Consider the following 18,421-nt stretch of genomic DNA (forward strand, 5'->3'; position numbering starts at 1 on the left):
TCTGTCTCAACAGAAACGCCCTTTTCCACCTCCCCAATTTCTCGTCTCAAAAGGCAAATTTTAATGAAAATCTCTACGAAGAAGCCGGGTAATAACTCTTCCATTCTTGGAAAATCTTTGGCTACTCCGGCAATGCGGTCCGATCAGTGGCTAACTGTCCTCTCTGAAGGACGTTTTTGGGTGAACGGCGACGATAGCCGCATTGAAGCAATCCGACAGGTCCTTGACGGCCTTGAAACTATTGAGCGTTTCTTTGCCTATCCCGGTGACTCCGTGCTGAGCAAACTTCATGCTCGTTTGAACGATGGCGACGCGCGCGGCTTTTTGCGTGCAGCGCAGAACATCTCAACGAGCATCATTTCTCAGAAATATATGGCAGATATTTCTGCTTGGGATAACTGGGATGCAGACGATAGCCAGCCAGCCGAACGGCTTCCACAAGCTATCAATCACATCGAGAAAAAGCCCTATTTTGAAGTGCTTTCAGTCGTGCCACACATAACGTCACGCTGGCAGCACATCGCACGTGAGGCTCGTTCTATCCGTCGCCCTGAAGACGAGTTCATTTATGAAACCGTCGTTACCGGCAACGCAGAAGACGCACTGACCGCGATTCTGATCAATCCTTCAATCGCTTCGGTTGTTCTCTATGAAGGTTTTGCGGCGAAAGCCGCCGAGACGAACCCTCTGATTACTGCGATTTCAGAAGTCATCGATCTAGCCGAAATCAAGGATGATAGCCGTTTGGCGCTCCGTACGGCGCGAGCTATCAAGAAGATTCGCCCCGAGCTCGACATTTACCTCCTCAGCGACCGTGAGATCGAACATCTTGCGGGCGATCCTGATAACCAGATATTCAGCCGGCTATTCTACCAAGTTGAAGAGCCGCTTGAATTGCATCTTTCAATCCTTGAAGGTGTCCATAAGCGGTATCAAACGCCATTCTTCGATAATCTCAAGCATTATGCAGCGCGACCGATTGCAACTTTCCATGCGCTGCCTATTGCGCGCGGAAAGGCTGTATTCAAGTCAAACTGGATACGCGATATGGGCGAATTTTACGGTCCGAACCTGTTTCTTGCAGAAAGCTCGGCAACCACGGGTGGTCTCGACAGCTTGCTGGAGCCTACCGGGAATATCAAGGAAGCACAGGAACTGGCAGCCCGCGCTTTCGGCGCAGATCATGTATTCTTCGTCACCAATGGCACGTCAACCAGCAACAAGATGGTCCTGCAGGCGCTGCTAGCGCCGGGTGATATTGTAATCATCGACCGCAATTGTCACAAGTCGCATCACTACGGTTGCGTGCTTGCCGGTGCGCAACCTTATTATGTGGAGGCATTCCCGCTCACCGAATATTCGATGTATGGCGCGGTCTCCATACATACGATCAAGCAGGCGCTGCTGACACTTCGTGCTGAAGGACAGCTTGATCGTGTGAAAATGATCGACCTGACAAACTGTACATTTGACGGTCATGTCTACAATACGCGCCGCGTCATGGAGGAATGTCTGGCTATCAAGCCTGACCTCATTTTCCTCTGGGATGAAGCCTGGTTTGGCTTTGCTCACTGGTCGCCTTTCCTGCGCCAGAGGACTGCAATGGGCGCTGCCCAGACCTTGGAAGATTACCTTGCAACATCAGAAGCAAAGCAGGCCTGGCAAAACCAGCAAAAAGAACTGGGTGAAAGCCCATCTGACGACGTGCTGCTCAGCACACGCCTGATCCCGGATCCGGACGCAGTCCGTTTACGCGTCTATCAGACCAATTCGATCCACAAGTCCATGTCAGCCCTGCGCCAGGGGTCGGTGGTTTTGGTGCGTGATGTCGAATTCAATGATGTAGAAGCACAGTTCCACGAGGCGGTCTTCACCCATGCATCGACCAGCCCGAACTTGCAGATCATTGCCAGTCTCGATGTTGCACGTCGCCAAATGGAGCTCGAAGGCTATGGTTTGGTGTCAAATGCACTTCAAATTGCGTTGGAAATTCGCAAGCAGATCAACGGCCACCCACTTATCTCGAAATATTTCCGTGTCCTCAATAATGCGGAAATGGTGCCGGCTGAGTTTCGTGAATCGAATGTAACAGACTTCAACGATGCGTCGCTGACATGGACTGATGCGGTAAAGGCGGTTCGTGATGATGAGTTCCTGTTGGACCCAAGTCGCATGACACTGAGCTGCGGTGCTGCAGGATTTGACGGCACCAACTTTAAGAATATGTTGGCAGACCGCTTCAATATTCAAGTCAACAAGACTTCGCGAAACAGCATTCTGCTTCAGTCGAACATCAACAATTCGCGCAGCGACGTGGCTCTGCTGGTTCGTGTTCTACTCGAAATCTCCCAAGAGATCGATGCAAGTTTGAAGGAAGGCGGGGAGGCGCGCGTGCAGAACTTTGCCGCCAAGGTCCGCACCCTCGTTGAAGTTGTTCCGAACCTCCCGAACTTTAGCAAGTTTGATGATCGCTATCGCGGTGATCCGAAATCTGCGACGCTCAATGGCGATATTCGCAGTGCATTCTATGATGCCTACAAGAAGGATGAGTGTGAGTTCGTCCCTCTTCATGACTCAACTGTTGATGAACGTATCGAGAAGGGTCCGGCACTCGTATCGGCAAACTTCGTCATTCCTTACCCGCCGGGTTTTCCGATCATGGTCCCGGGTCAGGTCATTACGCGCGAAATCATTGAATTTATGCGTAAGCTTGATGTGAAGGAAATCCATGGCTACGACAAGGCTGCCGGTTTGAAAGTCCTCAAGCGCAGTTGACGCGCGCAAAACTTTGGAGCGTCCACCCTTTCAGGGGCGGACGCTTTAGTGAAATAAGCGCGTATTGCGAAAAGTGTAAAACCGTTTTCGGAAAAAGATGCGCGATAAGACAAAAAGTTAGAGTTTCGACCCGACCCAGTCAGATCGAAATCCGCTCTAATGCTGAAAAATGGGGCTCTCGTTTGGAGCGTTGCATTTTTTCTGCCGCTATTTGATCAGAAAGAAACAAAATGCACTTGTTTGAATGGATAAGTGATGTCCTCAGATCGGCACCTGAACTGGCGATCTTTCTTGCCCTTGCTGTCGGGTTCTGGATCGGTGCTCTGAAGCTTGGATCGGTCAGCCTTGGGTCTGTTACCGGCACCTTGCTGGTCGGCGTATTGATTGGCCAATTAGGCATTGAAATATCGCCGCAAATAAAATCCATCTTTTTCATCATGTTTCTTTTTGCCGTCGGATTTGGTGTGGGCCCGCAATTTGTGCGCGGCATCGCAAGTGATGGCCTACCCCAGGCGATTTTCGCGGTTGTCATTTCCTGCCTGTGTCTCGGCTCAGTGTATTTTGCAGCCGTTGTTGCAGGATATGGGCCGGGCTCGGCAATTGGCCTTTTAGCGGGTTCGCAAACCATTTCCGCGTCGATTGGCATGGCAACAGATGCGCTCAACAGAAGTGGCCATAGTCCATCGGAAATAAGCGAACAGCTTAATGCAATCCCCGTTGCCTATGCAGTGACCTATCTTTTCGGCACGGTCGGCACTGGCCTGATCATCGCTTTTCTTGGCCCTAAGTTGCTTCGGATCAATCTCGAAGAAGAATGCCAGCGTTACGAACGTGAAATGTCGGCTGGTGCGCCTGAGGGTGGAATTGAAACTGCATGGCATCAATACATCGTCCGCACCTTTCGTCTGACCGTTCCGGGTATTATTGCCGGCAAAACTGTCGGCGAGGCCGAAAAGATGGCGGGTGCGCGTATCTTTCTTGAGCGGTTGCGCCGGGATGGCAAGGTGATCCCTTTCGACGACGACACGATACTTGAAATTGGCGATATCATAGCGGTATCCGGCCCGCATGATGCCATGGTTGAATGGTCGAACAGAGCAAGCGAAGTTGCAGATCGCGAACTGCTCGATATTCCGATTGAGACGATGGATGTCGTCGTAACCAACAAGCGACTGCATGGACGTACGCTGATTGATCTTTCCCATGAGCCTTTTGCGCGCGGGGTTTACATCAATCGCATCCGACGGGGGTCGATGAATGTCGATGTGCCTGTTCAGGCGCAAAGCAAAGTTTATCGCGGTGATATCGTCAGTTTAACCGGGAGTCAGAAACACATCGAAGCGCTTATTGCCGAGATTGGCTATGCCGATAGACCAACAAGTACAACCGACATGGTTTTGGTAGGTTCAGGTATCGTCATTGGTGGTCTATTAGGGTCGATCATTATTCCTATCGGGGGAGTGCCTATCACGCTGTCAACTTCCGGAGGTGCGCTTATTGCGGGGTTGATCTTTGGTTGGCTGCGCAGTTTTACACCGAAGATGGGTAACGTGCCGACCGCGACGGTCTGGTTCATGAATACTGTTGGCCTAAATATCTTCATCGCCGTAGTCGGCATCTCGGCGGGTCCGACATTTATTGCGGGGCTGCGTGAAGTTGGCTTTGAAATGTTCCTTTGGGGATTATTCGCAACATCCGTTCCAATGTTGTTCGCACCTTTAATTGGAAAGTATATTTTCCGCTTCGATCCCGCGATTAATCTTGGTTGTTGTGGTGGTGCGCGTACCAGTACGGCATCTGCGGCAATGGTTTCTGAAGCCGCAAAAAGCAACGTGCCAATGCTGGGCTATACCGTACCTTATGCGATTAGCAACACGCTGCTGACACTTTGGGGTATGGTTGTTGTTTTGCTGACGGTTTGAGACAGTTCAGGGCGGCTCCGGTTAAAGCGGAGCCGTTGGACCACTCTATCTCTTTGTTTTTACGAATTATCCGACGCAAAGCCCTTATGTTTCTGCTGGAATGCCCGAGTAACATCAGGAAACATAGGGGTAGATTATAATAGTTCGCGAATGAACTTATTCGCGACCTTAATATCCGATTTTTTTGAAAATATTGGGCTGATCATTACTGTTAAATTCTTTAGAAAATAAAAGCCATTGAACCGTGTGGTAAAAACAGTGGCTTATGACTTTGATAGCCCCTAACGCAATATTCCCGTTATTATATCTTTTAGTCTGTTTCGTGGTTATTTTTGAACTGATGTAGTTTTCTCAATGTAACCATTGAGCAGAGGCGTTTTTTTAAAATGCAGGTTTCTTAATCTTTTTAAAGTTGACAATATCAATCATCTTTAAAAAACTGTTGAGATGCAAAATTAGTGCGACATTTCGCAGCAATATTAAATGTAAATTTGATAATGCTTATATCCTTTATTTATTAGATAGTCTGATTGGGGTATTTTGATTCATGAACATCAGTCTATCAGATCCCTTTTGCTGATTATCTGAGGCTCAGATAAATAAAAAATTAAGGTGGGGCTAATTGTGGTTAATGATCTGGTAGTCGATCTTTCACGAATTCAGTTTGCGGCAACAGCGCTATATCACTTTCTTTTTGTCCCATTGACATTGGGATTAACCATACTCGTCGCCATCATGGAGACAGTTTATGTAACAACAGGCCGCGAAGTCTATCGCCGGATGACCCAGTTCTGGGGCAAGTTGTTGCTGATTAACTTTGCCCTCGGTGTAGCAACTGGTTTGACGATGGAATTCCAGTTTGGCATGAACTGGTCATTCTATTCCAGTTTTGTCGGCGACGCTTTCGGTACGGCATTGGCGATTGAAGGCCTGATGGCGTTCTTCATGGAATCGACATTCCTTGGGTTGATGGTTTTTGGCTGGGATCGTCTCACCAAAATGCAGCATCTGGTCGTCACCTATCTGGTGGCGCTTGGCTCTAACCTTTCTGCTTTGTGGATTCTCGTTGCTAACAGCTTCATGCAGAGCCCTAAAGGTGCGGACTTCAATCCGGTGACGATGCGCATGGAGCTCAGCAGCTTCTTTGACATGTTCTTTAATCCCGATGCGCAGGCGAAGTTTGTGCATACCGTGCTTGCAGGATATGTGACCGCTGCGATTTTTGTCTGCGGTGTCAGTGCTTTTTACATGCTTCGCAATCGCCATATGGATGTTGCAAAACGTTCGTTCCGTATTGCGGCGCTTTTCGGCGTGCTCGGAACCGGCGGTGTGCTGACGCTCGGTGACGCGCTCGGCTTCGTTGGTGCGCATGCGCAGCCGACTAAGCTTGTGGCGATGGAAGCGCTTTGGGAAACTGAAGAGGCACCGATGTCATTTAACGCGATTGCCTTTCCTTCACAAAGCGAACAGAAAAATCTTTTCGCCGTTAAAATACCGGCGATGCTGTCTATTCTGGTAACGCATTCGCTTGAAGGGACGGTGCCTGCGGCAGATGTCTTGGAGGAGCGCGCGAAAACGCGCATTCGAAACGGTATTCCTGCAATTGAAGCCATGCAGGTACTCAGTTCCAACCCGACTGACGCTGCAGCTTTGGCTAAGTTTGATGCTCATAAGAATGACCTTGGCTACGGCTTCCTCGTCCAGCGTTATGCGCCTGATGGCGACATTACGCGGATCACGGATGCAGAAATTGACAAAGCTGCAAAAGACACCATTCCGGAGGTCTGGATTATTTTCTGGGCTTTCCGTGCCATGGTAGGGCTGGGTCTTTTGATGCTTGGCTACTTCGTCCTGTCCTTCATTCTGACATTGACCAATTCGGTTCACCATTATCGTTGGTTCCTGCGGGCCTCCGTCTGGATGATACCTGTGCCGTTTATCGCCTGCGAAATGGGCTGGTTGGTTGCGGAGGTCGGGCGACAGCCGTGGACTGTCTATGAAGTGTTGCCGACCTGGCTTTCTGCATCGACACATACGGTTGCCTACATGATTGTTTCGCTGTCAGGTTTCGTCCTGCTTTATTCAATCTTCGCGATCGTTGAGCTGTTTCTCATGCTGCATTTCATCCGCAAGGGACCAGATGTACTGGAAGAGACGAGTCCTGCAACTGCACCAGCTCCGGCTGCGGCTTACTAATCGGGTGATCTGTTATGGATATTTATCTCGTACTTCAGCTTATCTGGTGGCTGCTTCTTGGTATTCTCCTGATGGGCCTCGCCATCATGGTCGGTATGGATATGGGCGTTGGTACATTGCTGCGCTATGTCGGACGATCAGATACGGAACGACGTGTTGCACTCAACATTATCGGGCCACACTGGGACGGAAATCAGGTCTGGTTTATTCTTGGTGGCGGCGCAATCTTTGCGGCATGGCCTTTGGTTTATGCAACCGCCTTCTCCGGTTTTTACATCGTGATGCTGGTTTTGCTATTCAGCATGATCGTCAGACCGCTTGGCTTTGAATACCGCAGTAAATTGTCTTCGCCACGCTGGAGAAATGCATGGGACTGGAGCCTGTTCATTTCCGGCTTTGTTCCGATGCTGGTATTTGGAGCAGCTTTTGGCAATATTCTTCAGGGTGTGCCGTTTAACTTCGACTGGCGTATGACGTCTTATTATACTGGCAGCTTCATTGAACTGTTCAATCCATTTGCTATCCTGTGTGGCCTTCTTTCTGTTTCGTTGTCGATCTATATGGGCGGCGCGATATTGATGAGTGGCGGCGTTGGCGATCTGGCTGAACGGGCACGCAAAGCTTCCCTGCTTGGCGGAGTTCTGGCACTTGTTCTGTTCACGATTGGCGGGTTCTGGGTCTCAGGCATGGACGGCTATCAGATCGTACAGGGTCCAAATCCCGGCGTTCCGCAAACGCCTCTCCATCAGGTGGTTGAACGCACGCCAGGTGCACTTCTGTCAAACTTCCATGAGTATTCCGTGTTGTGGATTATCCCGGCGTTGACCTATATCGGGGTTGTTCTGGGGCTTCTGGCACTTGTTGCTCGCAAGGCGTTGCTGGGGTGGTGGCTGGGGGCGATCGCATGGATTGGTGTGATTGGCACTGCTGGTGCTGCCATGTTCCCGTTCATGATGCCATCGAGCACGAATCCTTCACATAGTTTGACCGTTTGGAACTCCGGTTCCAGTGAGCTGACACTCATGTGGATGTTGGGCTTTACGGTTATCTTCATGCCTTTGATCGTCATGTATACGAGCTGGGCTTTCTGGGTGATGCGCGGCAAGGTCGATCCTGATCATGTCGAGACGTCGCACCACGCATTTTAAGGAGAGCATGATGAGCGTATTCTGGCGTTTTGTGCTGGCAATGATCATCGCAGTCATAGCGATCCTTGTAGGCATTATCTTAGGGGATTATGGGCCTTGGTATCTTTCGTGGCTTTTGGGCACCGGCTTTATGATCCTTGTTGCAGCTCTCGGCGGCGTCTTGTTTGAGGAACAGGAAGATGCAGCAAGCAAAAAAGGGCGTGGTGTCGATATGCAAAAGTCTAAGACACCGCAAAGGCATCTCGAATATTGAGATAAAAGCTTTTGTAATGAAGATCCCATACGGAGTAATGCTCCGTATGGACTATGCGGAGCGTGGCGCAATGCATTTCTATTGAATATGTTTATATGAAGCCACTGCCAATATTTGATTTTATAGAGCAAATTTCAGGGAATGCTTCAGCGTTCCGGATTTTGCTTTAAGGAGAACAGCCAATGGCTTCAGGTATTTCACGCCGCGATTTTATCAAGCTTGGCACGTTTGCCGGTGTTACTGTCCTGCTTGGACGCGTCCCGACCGCAGAAGCTCTGGAAGTTCATTCTGGTCCAACATCCACCGCCTGGATTGCTAAAGATGGCAAGGCACGTTTTCGCTGGGACGGTGTTCGCAAAGTAACGGGACAAAAGAACTTTGCGCGTGATTATCGTGCGCGTGACATTCCCGGCTGGCCGAAACAACAAAGCCATGCCTTTATGATCAAAGCGACACAGGCCGATCGCACTTTTGAAGGCATTGATCTTTCCATTCTCGGCGCTGATTTACAGCCTGACAAAGTTTTGCTTCAGGAAGATCTCGTTCGTGACGGGCTTAACATCCCGCAAGACACCAATATGGGCAAAGGCTTTTACGGCTACAATATTCTTGTGCCCAAAGGCGAAACGCCACCCATTCTCGGACATCCGGTTGCAATCCTGATCTACAAGGATTTCGATCGTTTTGATGCCGCAAAGCGCCAGCTGCGCTTTGAGGATAATGTGGTCCTCTACGGTGAAAAAACCGGTCCTAAACCTCCGGCAAATTATGGTGCCGCCCGCTATGTGAGGATTGGCGGCGAAACACCTTATGACGCATCGCTATTCTCTCCATATCAGGATGCCGGTATTAAAGGTGGATTTGATGGCAACACACCTGTCTGGCCGCCTTATGCGCCGGATAAGGCGATCGCCATTCCGCCGATCATCCGCAAAGACCGTGGCGGTGGTTTTATCGAAGCGTTGCATAGGGCAGAAGAAAAGCCTGATACGCAGGGCATCGCGATGGATTATGCCAAGAGCATTTCAGACGAGGTCGAAGCCGCGCGCAACAACCCTGACAAAATCGTGCTCGAACGACACGGCTTCTCACAATCAATCGATCCTTGTGCGATGGAGCCTGATAATTGCAATGCCTGGTATGATGCCTCGACAAAGACCATGCATGTGATGACGGCAACACAGTCGCCGACTGGCATCGTCAATGCTGTGGCGATGCTTGCCAAAAACAACAAGCTCTTTCCGGTTGAGAAGATTGTTCTGTTGACCGGTTCGACGGTTGGTTACGGCTCGAAAGATTACTCAGTCTTTCCATTCTATGCGATGGCAGCGTGTTTTTATGGTGAGGGTCATGCAATCCGTATGGCCAATGACCGCTATGAACAGTTCCAGATGGGTATGAAGCGCCATTCTGTCGAGATGGATGTATCAATCACTGCCGACCGCAAGACGGGTAAATTTGAAATTCTCAAAGGATATTATAATTGCAATGGCGGGGGGCGTGAAAACCTGTCGGTGGCGGTCTCTCACGTTGCAGCGCGCGGCGCGCAATCGATTTATTATTTTCCAAAGTCCGATTTAACAGCGCTTGCTATGGCAACACCGGCTGTTGAAGCAGGTTCGATGCGTGGTTTTGGTTCATTGCAATCGATGGCGATTACCGAATTGATGGTCGATGAGCTGGCTAATGAATTGAAGATTGACCCGATCGAATTGCGTCGCCGCAATGCCATTCTCGAAGGCTATCCCAATACGCAAGGGGGCATTATTGCAGGCGATCCGCGCAATGTTGAAATGCTCAACCTGGCGGAAAAGCATCCGATCTGGCAAAATCGCGAGAAAGCGAAAATTGAATTTGAAAAGGCAAATCCGGGCAAGCTCTACGGCGTTGGCTTCGCCCAGGTTCAGCAAGTTTATGGCTCCAGCGGTGTTCCAACCGCTCTCGTGCTCGAGTTTGATGCAGATGGCAAGCTGACGATGCGTCATTGCGTGCAGGAGATCGGCACAGGCGGCACAACGGCACAGCAAGTTATGGTCTGGCAGGCGCTCGGCAAGGCGCCGGATGTGGTTGATTTCGGCGTGACCGAATTTGAACAGCTGCCTCTCCACACGAGCTATGCCGACCAGAAAAAGCAAGACGAACTGGCAAAAACTGATCCGTATTGGACGCCTGCTCTAATACCGGACATGAGTTCGTCGAGCGGTGTCTATTATATCGGCTTCGGCACACGCCAGGCTGGCCGCTTCCTGCTTGAAAACAGCCTCTGGCCGGCTGCCAAAGCATTGTGGAGTGAAGGCGTTGGCGGCGGCGCCATTGCGAGTCTCAATGTTGAACTCTCCGACATTCGCGTTGGTCCTGATGGCATCGGCGGTGGCGGGATGACGCCTATTCCGTTTGAGCGGCTTGCCAAAAAAGCGCATGAAATGGGACTGATCACCGGTGTCGCTGTCCATGCTTATAGCAGCTGGCAATGGTCACGGGCGGAGTTTGACATTCCAACTGTCGGTGAGAGGAATCTGCCGCTTGATGCGATTGCTGTTAAGTATGGCGATGGCGCTTCTGATGAACTCAAAAGCCGCATGACGACCGCCGGGTATGATTTTATCAAACGCAAGATTGCCTATTATCCGCCGACAAAACGCGGAGGCGCCGATCCGACAACCGTTACACCGGCTGCCTGTCTTGTCGAAGTCAACGTGAATACGTTCACAGGTCAGGTTCAGGTCATGCGCCATCACATGATGATGGCACCGGGCACCATGATTGTGCCGGAACTTGTGTCCGGACAGATACAAGGCGGTACGGCGATGGGTATCGGCCATGCTTTAATGGAAGAAATGCCGCTTTATGAGGATGGCCCTGGCAACGGCACGTGGAACTTTAACCGCTATACATTGCCGCGGGCCAAGGATGTTGCGGTCTGGAACCAGACAACCGACTATCTGCCGCCACTTTCAGAAACATCACCACCAAAAGGCATGGCAGAACTGGGCATGATCCCGATCCTGCCGGCAACCAGCAATGCCATTACCCATGCCACCGGCAAACGTTTCTATGACTTTCCGATCACTCCGGAAAAAGTAAAAAGGGCCTTATCATGAGCATCGAAAAACGCCCACTTTCTCTTACTATAAATGGCAAGACTGTTGGCCCTGTTGACGTGCCTGTCGGTATGCCAATGATTGATTTCCTGCATGAATATCTTGATTTAACGGGCACGCATTTTGGTTGCGGACAAGGCATCTGCCATGCTTGCACGATTGTCGAAGTGCACAAGGATGGTACGCGCACTGAAAGCCGCACCTGCATTTTCGACGCGCATTTCTTCAACGGTAAATCGATTATCACCATCGAAGGTCAGGCTGAAACCGATGCTGACGGCAAGGTGACAAAGCTCACGCCGATTCAACAGGCTTTCATTGATAATTTCTCGTTCCAGTGTGGTTATTGCACTCCGGGATTTGTCGCGGGCGCAACCGTTTTTATTGATCAGCTGAAGCGTCAGCCCGTCAAACGTGCCGAACTGGAAAGCGCCATCGAAGAAGCACTGGATGTCCATATCTGCCGTTGCACGGGCTATGTGCGCTATTACGAAGCGATCCGCGATGTGGCGCTTGCCACACCCGGTTGCGTCATCGGATAGGAGGAAAAACGATGAAAAGCCATAGATTGCGCAATTCGATCTTAGCCATCATCGTGTTGGGTGCATTGGTCGCGCTACCCATCCTGTTTGGTCTTTTTCGACAATCAAGTGTTGCTCCGCAGGCCCAACAATCTTTGTCGGCGGAACAAATGCAAAGCCTCATTCCGCGCGGGCGCGAGTTGGCCCTGGCAGGTGATTGTTTCGGCTGTCACTCCCTGCCTGAAGGACCAATGGCCGCTGGCGGTGTTCCAATTGCAACGCCCTTCGGTACGGTTTACTCGACCAATATTACGCCGGATAAAGAATTCGGTATCGGCAATTATACACGTGCTGATTTCCATCGCGCTCTGCGTGACGGTATCGCGGCTGGTAAAGGCAATCTCTATCCGGCGATGCCTTATGTTTATACGCATATTACCACGCCTGACGATCTGGACGCGCTCTATGCCTATATGATGAGCATTCCCGCCTTGCCGGTCGCCAACAAGAATAATACCGGCGTTTTCATGTTGCCGGTGCGTCCTTTCATGAATTTCTGGACATTGCTGAACTTCCCGAACCGCGAGGTTCCGCATAATCCATTGCGCTCTGCGGAATGGAACCGCGGTGCTTATCTGGTTGAAGGATTGGCCCACTGCGGCGCGTGCCATTCTCCACGCAATATCATGATGGGCGTTGATTTCTTCCGGTCGCTTCAAGGCGGCGAGGTGGACGGAATGGCTGTTCCAAACATCACAGCGGCGGCACTTACAAAGCATGGCTTTGATGTTGAGACACTCAGCCAGTATCTTGCGACGGGCATCGCACCTCAGGGCACGTCATTTGCCGGTATGAATACGGTGACGCATTTTTCAACAAACGCGATGGAGCCGGAAGACGTCAAAGCCGTTGCCACCTATCTGTTGACGAATGACGAGGGCAAGATTGAACAAGCAGCGCCTGCGCCTGCACCCCTGCCTGAAGCACAAAATGCGCAGCCCGACAGCACGATGGATCAAGGTCGGCTGGCCTATATTTCTTCTTGTGCCGGTTGTCATGGCATCAATGGCGAAGGGATTCCCAACGTAGCACCTGCCATGAAGGGTAACGCCACACTGGCGATGGATAATCCACAAACGCTGATCAAGGTGGTTCTTAACGGTATTCCGACACAGACGTTCACCAATGGCCAACGTATGTATGCCATGCCACCATTTGCGCATGTCATTGAAGATCCGGAAATTGCAGCTCTTATCAGCTGGATCAGAGCCGAATGGGGCGGACAGTCTACGCCTGTAACACCCGAACAGGTGAGCGCCCAAGAAACAGCTGTTGATTGAAACCGACAAGTTGGGCTGAAGAGATTCAGCCCAACGTAATGTGAAATAAGTGCATTTTTTAGACGTAATCGGATCAACCCCAGGGGGGAATGATGAGTTCGAATATTTCACGTCGCAATTTTATCAAGCTGGGCACAATCGCTGGCATTACCGTGATGCTTGGGAAGCTACCAGCGGCTCATGCTCTGGAAGTTCAGTCTGGACAAAGTCCGTCCGACTGGATCGGACCGGATGGTCATGCCCGTTATCGATGGGACGCCATTCGCAAAGTGACCGGCGAAAAAACGTTTTCCCGTGATTATCGGGCCCGCGATCTTGAAGGATGGCCAAAACAACAGGCACACGCATTTTTTATCAAAGCCACGGATGCAAAACGGACATTTGAAGGTGTTGATCTCGGTATCTTAGGTGACGACCTTCAGCCTGACCGTCTGGTTCTGCATGAGGATTTTGAAGCGGACGGTTTAATGGCGCCACAAGCCGAAGGGCTGGCCAGCGAATTCTACGGTAAAAACATTTTAGTGCCGAAAGGCCAGACAGCGCCACTTCTGGGGCATCCAGTGGCCTTGCTTGTTTATCAGGACTTCGATCGCTTTGATGCAGCCAAGCGTCTTCTGCGTTTTGAAACGGGTATCGTGAAGTATGGTGCGGAAACAGGCCCTAAACCACCTGCCAATTACGGTGCGGCACGCTATGTACGTATTGGCGGCGAAACACCTTCCGCATCATCCGTTTATTCACCGATTCAGGATGCAGTTATATGGGGTGGTTTCGACGGTGATACACCCACATGGCCGCCTGAAACTCCGACCGGTGTGTTCGTTCCGGCATCTGTGCTGACCAGGCATCGGGGTGGCGGAGGTGTGCGTGACCCTATAGAAGTCGCGCGCGAAACCTATGAGCCCATGCGGCGTGGCATGAATGCGGCTGACGATATTGCCAAAGCAATTGAAGATGCACGCAAGGACGAAAGCAAGTTCGTGCTGGAGCGCAAAGGCTTTTCGCAATCGATTGATCCGAGCGCGATGGAGCCGGACAATGGCAATGCATGGTATGATGCACAGTCAAAAACGCTCCATCTGATCGTTGCTGCACAATCACCCTACGAGGTTGCACGTGTTGCCGCCGTGATGGTCAAGAATAACAAGCGCTTTCCGGTCGAGACAATCAAACTCTTGACCGGAACAACGGTTGGTTATGGATCAAAAGATCATTCGATCTTTCCGTTTTATGCGATTGCAGCGTGTTTTTATGGCGACGGGCTGCCAGTACGTCTTGCCAATGACCGCTACGAGCAGTTTCAGTTGGGATTGAAGCGACATTCCATTCAGATGGACGTTTGCATCGTTACTGATCGCAAGACCGGCAAATTCGAGATTATGAAAGGCTTTTACAATTGTAACGGCGGTGGGCGCGCTAATTTTTCTTTCTCCGTTGCCCAGGTCGCGGCGACAGCCGCCCAGTCTATCTATTATTTTCCCAAGTCTGATCTCACATCAATAGCGCTTGCAACGCCTGCCGTTGAAGCGGGCTCGATGCGCGGTTACGGCACTATTCAGGTGATGAGCATCACCGAGCTGATGGTTGATGAAATCGCTGCGGAGTTGGGGCTTGATCCGATAGAGCTGCGTCTTCGCAATGCCATGCGGGCGGGCGATGAAAATACGCAGGGCGCGCAGCCCTTGGGCGACTTACGCAATATCGAAATGCTGGAACGGGTGGCGAAAAGCCCGCTATGGCTCAACAGAGAAAAAGCAAAAGCTGACTTTGAAAAAGCAAATCCCGGCCGTCTTTATGGTATTGGCGTTGCGCAGGTTCAAAAAGACTACGGGACCGGCGCGGATACCACCGCTCTCTCGCTCGATTTTGATGCAGACGGCAAACTGACCATGCGCCATTGCGTACAGGAAATCGGCACAGGTGCAACAACAGCACAACAGGTGATGGTCAGAAATCTGCTTGGCAAAGTGCCGGACGTCGTGGAATTTGGTGTGACTGAATTTCCTGAATTGCCAATGGTCAGCAACTGGTCGCCCTATACGACCACGCAGCAACAACAGGACGAGTTGCAGAAAGATCCATTTTGGGTGCCTAATGCACTGCCGCCGATGAGCGCATCCAACAGTGCCTATTTTCTGGGTTTCGGAACACAACAAGCAGCTCGTTTCCTTTTGGAAAACACGCTTTGGCCAGCCGCAAAAGCTATCTGGAGTGAAGGCCCGTCAGGCGGACAGATTGCCAGCGGCGTTGTCTCGTTAAGTGATCTGCGGGTGGTTGCAGGTGGTATAGGCGGCGGTGGAATGGAAACGCTGTCTTTTGAGCGCCTCGCGCGCAAAGCCCATGAAATGGGATTGGTAACGGGCGCCTCCATTCATTGTTTCAGCCGCTGGGAATGGGCAACTGCAAAATTCGATATACCCGGAATCGGTATGCGCGATCTTCCGGTTGATCTTCTTGCTGTTCGTTATGGCGATGGTGCTTCTCAAGAATTGAAAAGCCGCATGACAACAGGTGGCTATGATTTCATCAAACGCAGCAGTGTGAACTTTCCGCCGGTGCAGCGCAATAATGCCGGCGTCACAACCTATACGCCTGCGGCCTGTATTGTTGAGCTTAACGTCAATACATTCACGGGTGAAGTCGAGATCATGAAGCACCACAGCATACTTGATCCGGGAACTATCATCGTCGAGGAGCTAGTCTCCGGCCAGCAACAAGGCGGTGTTGCCATGGGAATTGGCCATGCTCTTATGGAGGAACTTCCGCTTTATGAGGACGGGCCGGGTAATGGCACATGGAATTTCAATCGTTACACGCTACCGCGGGCGAAGGACGTAGCCGTGTGGACCCAGACCGCTGAATATCTTGATCCGCTATCCGAAAGCTCCCCACCAAAGGGACTGGCAGAAGTGGTGATGATCCCGATTGTGGCTGCGACAGGAAATGCGATTACTCATGCGACAGGCAAACGCTTTTATCGTTTGCCGATGACACCCGATAAGATGAAGCAAGCTTTGGGAGAGTAAAAGCATTAATGCCTTTTGAAATCTATAGTGAACCCGTATGAAACCGACAGAACAGGCAGACTTCGAGGGTGCGAAGATCACCGTGCGCGCGGCGTCGATCAATGAGAATGATTTTCCATTGATGCCCGCCTTGTCTGCGGGAAAATGCGCACTCGCAGTGATCGTGGGAGTCGAAGGTCCTTCCTATCGTCGTTGCGGTGCCGCAATGATTGTTGATGCATCAGGCCGGAGCTGGGGCAATCTCTCTTCGGGTTGCATTGATAAGAATGTAGCACTGAATGCTAAGTCAGCGATGGAAACTGGCAATTCCATGCAAGTGCGTTATGGCCGTGGTTCACCTTATTGGGATTTGCCTCTTCCATGCGGCGGTGCGCTCGATATACAGATTTTTCCCTACCCTGATAAGATGGTTCTGAACGCTCTCGCAGAAAAGCTGAAAGCTCGAGAGTCAGCCGTCCTCACTCTGGGTGAGGATGGAACATTGTCTCTCAACCCGACCGGCATGGGTTTACACTTGACAATTTTGCCTCAAATCCGGGTTCTGGTCTTCGGCACCGGAATGGAGGTCATTTGTTTTACCGAGCTGGCGGTTGCTGCCGGTTGCAGGGTTGAATTGTTTTCCCCCGATCCAGACGTTCTAACGCATTTTTCTTGGGCAAATCCACTTGTTAAAGATGATTGGCCAGAGGGCGTTGTAATCGACGAACGAACGGCTGTTGTGACTTTTTTTCATGACCATAACCGTGAACCTTCTATTCTGACAGAAGCACTGAACAGTCATGCCTTCTTTGTCGGGGCTCAAGGCAGCAGAAGAGCCCATGCAACACGTTGTCAGGAGCTGGTCAACAATGGTTGCCCCGTTGCAGGCATTGATAAGCTGAAATTTCCATTGGGACTTATTCCCTCGACGCGTGATCCATATACGCTTGGCGTGTCTGTGCTGGCACACATATTGCAGAACGTAAAAGATTCTACAGCACCGCAAATACTTGCAAACGAAATTAAATGAGTGGAACGCCAAAAATCGCTGTCATCGTTTTAGCAGCAGGTAAATCGCGCCGGTTTGGAGCGGCCGATAAACTTCTTTCCTTCTTCAATGGCAAGCCACTGGCCGCTCACGTGGCATCATCTCTACGGGGGCTGCCCTATAGCTTTGGTATCGTCGTCGCACGCAATCCATCTGTGGCTAAACTGTTTCGCCAGACGCGCCTGCAACACATGTATCCTCAGAGGTTATGTCGCAAATTTATCATGATGTTAAAAGCGGCTTGAACTTCAGACGCAATTATGCTGCCAGCTCCGCAAAGACTTCAAATGGCGAGCGGTTGTCATTTTCGAACTGCTTCTTACGGATCATATGCGCCACTTCTATGCCCGCGATTGTCGCTGCGGCTGAATGAAACGCCTTGAAGCCCATCATCGGTTTGGTGATCCGTTTGATGAACCGATGATCTTGTTCAAGAATGTTGTTCAGATATTTGACCTGCAGGATTTCAATCATCTTGCTGTGACCGGTGATCTTCAGGATATTGTTTACTGCCTGCACACCAGCCAAATTAGCTCCGCTTTTGTCGATAACGATCTTGTGCGGAACACCATTACTTGTAATGGCTTTTTTAAAGAAAGGCCGTGCTGCACCGAGATTCCGGTGTTCAGAGAACATGAAATCAAGTGTTTGGCCCTCTCGGTCAACGGCTCGGTACAGATAGGTCCATTGACCACGAACCTTGATATAGGTCTCGTCAACACGCCAGGAACGGGCCGTGGGTCCCTTGTGCAATTGTGCCTGGGCAGCGATCAGCGGCGAGTACCGAACAACCCATCGGTTCAAGGTCGCATGGTCCACAGCAATGCCGCGCTCAGCCAGAATTTCCTGAAGGTCACGATAGGAAACCCGGTAGCGCACGTAAAAGAAGACTGCATGCAGGATGATATTTTTGGGAAAATGGGTACCCTTGAAAGCCACCGTCATTCGCATTCGCCTCACTCAATTATGCGCACTGACGCTCACATAGCTCAGCAGAAGTGAAAATTTTGCGACACAGCCTCCGGAAAAGTCGGGGACGGTTTTTGGACAAAAATAAATGTTAAAACGAATAGATAGAGCGAATTTCGCTCTAAATGGTCGCCCACGTCCCA

The 18,421-nt window shown here is 50.8% G+C and carries 12 protein-coding genes; 11 read left to right on the forward strand and 1 reads right to left on the reverse strand.

All coding sequences use genetic code 11. The features are described 5' to 3' along the window. Positions 1-63: 63 nt before the first annotated feature. From H5024_RS19345 to H5024_RS19395, 11 genes are all read left to right on the forward strand, one after another. A complete protein-coding gene (locus tag H5024_RS19345) occupies positions 64-2,775 on the forward strand; it encodes an aminotransferase class I/II-fold pyridoxal phosphate-dependent enzyme (RefSeq protein ID WP_348770724.1) in 2,712 nt (903 codons plus the stop codon). Between the two features lie 230 nt (positions 2,776-3,005). Continuing rightward, positions 3,006-4,697: an aspartate-alanine antiporter gene (gene aspT / locus H5024_RS19350; protein WP_187548842.1), complete on the forward strand. Its 1,692-nt coding sequence runs from the start codon at positions 3,006-3,008 to the stop codon at positions 4,695-4,697. 624 nt (positions 4,698-5,321) lie between these two features. After that, positions 5,322-6,893: a cytochrome ubiquinol oxidase subunit I gene (locus H5024_RS19355; protein WP_187548843.1), complete on the forward strand. Its 1,572-nt coding sequence runs from the start codon at positions 5,322-5,324 to the stop codon at positions 6,891-6,893. Between the two features lie 14 nt (positions 6,894-6,907). Beyond that, positions 6,908-8,041: a cytochrome d ubiquinol oxidase subunit II gene (cydB, locus tag H5024_RS19360; protein ID WP_187548844.1), complete on the forward strand. Its 1,134-nt coding sequence runs from the start codon at positions 6,908-6,910 to the stop codon at positions 8,039-8,041. Between the two features lie 10 nt (positions 8,042-8,051). Further along, positions 8,052-8,294 carry a hypothetical protein gene (locus H5024_RS19365; protein ID WP_187548845.1) on the forward strand — a complete coding sequence of 81 codons (243 nt, stop codon included), beginning with the start codon at positions 8,052-8,054 and terminating at the stop codon, positions 8,292-8,294. 182 nt (positions 8,295-8,476) lie between these two features. Then, on the forward strand, positions 8,477-11,395 hold the full coding sequence (locus H5024_RS19370; protein ID WP_187548846.1) for a molybdopterin cofactor-binding domain-containing protein: 2,919 nt from the start codon (positions 8,477-8,479) through the stop codon (positions 11,393-11,395). Beyond that, the gene (locus H5024_RS19375) at positions 11,392-11,937 is read left to right on the forward strand and encodes a (2Fe-2S)-binding protein (RefSeq protein ID WP_187548847.1); all 546 of its coding nucleotides are present in this window, start codon (positions 11,392-11,394) and stop codon (positions 11,935-11,937) included. Before H5024_RS19370 ends, H5024_RS19375 begins: the two co-directional genes overlap by 4 nt. An 11-nt stretch (positions 11,938-11,948) precedes the next feature. Beyond that, the gene (locus H5024_RS19380) at positions 11,949-13,256 is read left to right on the forward strand and encodes a c-type cytochrome (protein WP_187548848.1); all 1,308 of its coding nucleotides are present in this window, start codon (positions 11,949-11,951) and stop codon (positions 13,254-13,256) included. Positions 13,257-13,345: 89 nt separating this feature from the next. Then, positions 13,346-16,282, forward strand: a complete 2,937-nt coding sequence (locus H5024_RS19385; RefSeq protein ID WP_247875397.1) for a molybdopterin cofactor-binding domain-containing protein — start codon at positions 13,346-13,348, stop codon at positions 16,280-16,282. 37 nt (positions 16,283-16,319) lie between these two features. Continuing rightward, a complete protein-coding gene (locus tag H5024_RS19390) occupies positions 16,320-17,291 on the forward strand; it encodes an XdhC family protein (protein WP_187548849.1) in 972 nt (323 codons plus the stop codon). Next, complete coding sequence (locus H5024_RS19395) at positions 17,288-17,554, forward strand: NTP transferase domain-containing protein (protein WP_187548850.1); 267 nt, start codon at positions 17,288-17,290, stop codon at positions 17,552-17,554. Before H5024_RS19390 ends, H5024_RS19395 begins: the two co-directional genes overlap by 4 nt. Positions 17,555-17,567: 13 nt before the next feature. Here H5024_RS19395 and H5024_RS19400 read toward each other — a convergent pair whose 3' ends face one another. Beyond that, positions 17,568-18,254, reverse strand: a complete 687-nt coding sequence (locus H5024_RS19400; RefSeq protein WP_187548851.1) for an IS6 family transposase — start codon at positions 18,252-18,254, stop codon at positions 17,568-17,570. Positions 18,255-18,421 lie beyond the last annotated feature (167 nt).

This window comes from Ochrobactrum sp. Marseille-Q0166, assembly GCF_014397025.1.
GTDB lineage: Bacteria > Pseudomonadota > Alphaproteobacteria > Rhizobiales > Rhizobiaceae > Brucella.

Coding starts and splice junctions, on each gene's coding strand:
- H5024_RS19380 (WP_187548848.1), top strand. CDS start 11,949: ATGAAAAGCCATAGATTGCGCAATTCGATCTTAGCCATCATCGTGTTG.
- cydB (WP_187548844.1), top strand. CDS start 6,908: ATGGATATTTATCTCGTACTTCAGCTTATCTGGTGGCTGCTTCTTGGT.
- H5024_RS19370 (WP_187548846.1), top strand. CDS start 8,477: ATGGCTTCAGGTATTTCACGCCGCGATTTTATCAAGCTTGGCACGTTT.
- H5024_RS19395 (WP_187548850.1), top strand. CDS start 17,288: ATGAGTGGAACGCCAAAAATCGCTGTCATCGTTTTAGCAGCAGGTAAA.
- H5024_RS19390 (WP_187548849.1), top strand. CDS start 16,320: ATGAAACCGACAGAACAGGCAGACTTCGAGGGTGCGAAGATCACCGTG.
- H5024_RS19400 (WP_187548851.1), bottom strand. CDS start 18,254: ATGACGGTGGCTTTCAAGGGTACCCATTTTCCCAAAAATATCATCCTG.
- H5024_RS19375 (WP_187548847.1), top strand. CDS start 11,392: ATGAGCATCGAAAAACGCCCACTTTCTCTTACTATAAATGGCAAGACT.
- aspT (WP_187548842.1), top strand. CDS start 3,006: ATGCACTTGTTTGAATGGATAAGTGATGTCCTCAGATCGGCACCTGAA.
- H5024_RS19365 (WP_187548845.1), top strand. CDS start 8,052: ATGAGCGTATTCTGGCGTTTTGTGCTGGCAATGATCATCGCAGTCATA.
- H5024_RS19345 (WP_348770724.1), top strand. CDS start 64: ATGAAAATCTCTACGAAGAAGCCGGGTAATAACTCTTCCATTCTTGGA.
- H5024_RS19385 (WP_247875397.1), top strand. CDS start 13,346: ATGATGAGTTCGAATATTTCACGTCGCAATTTTATCAAGCTGGGCACA.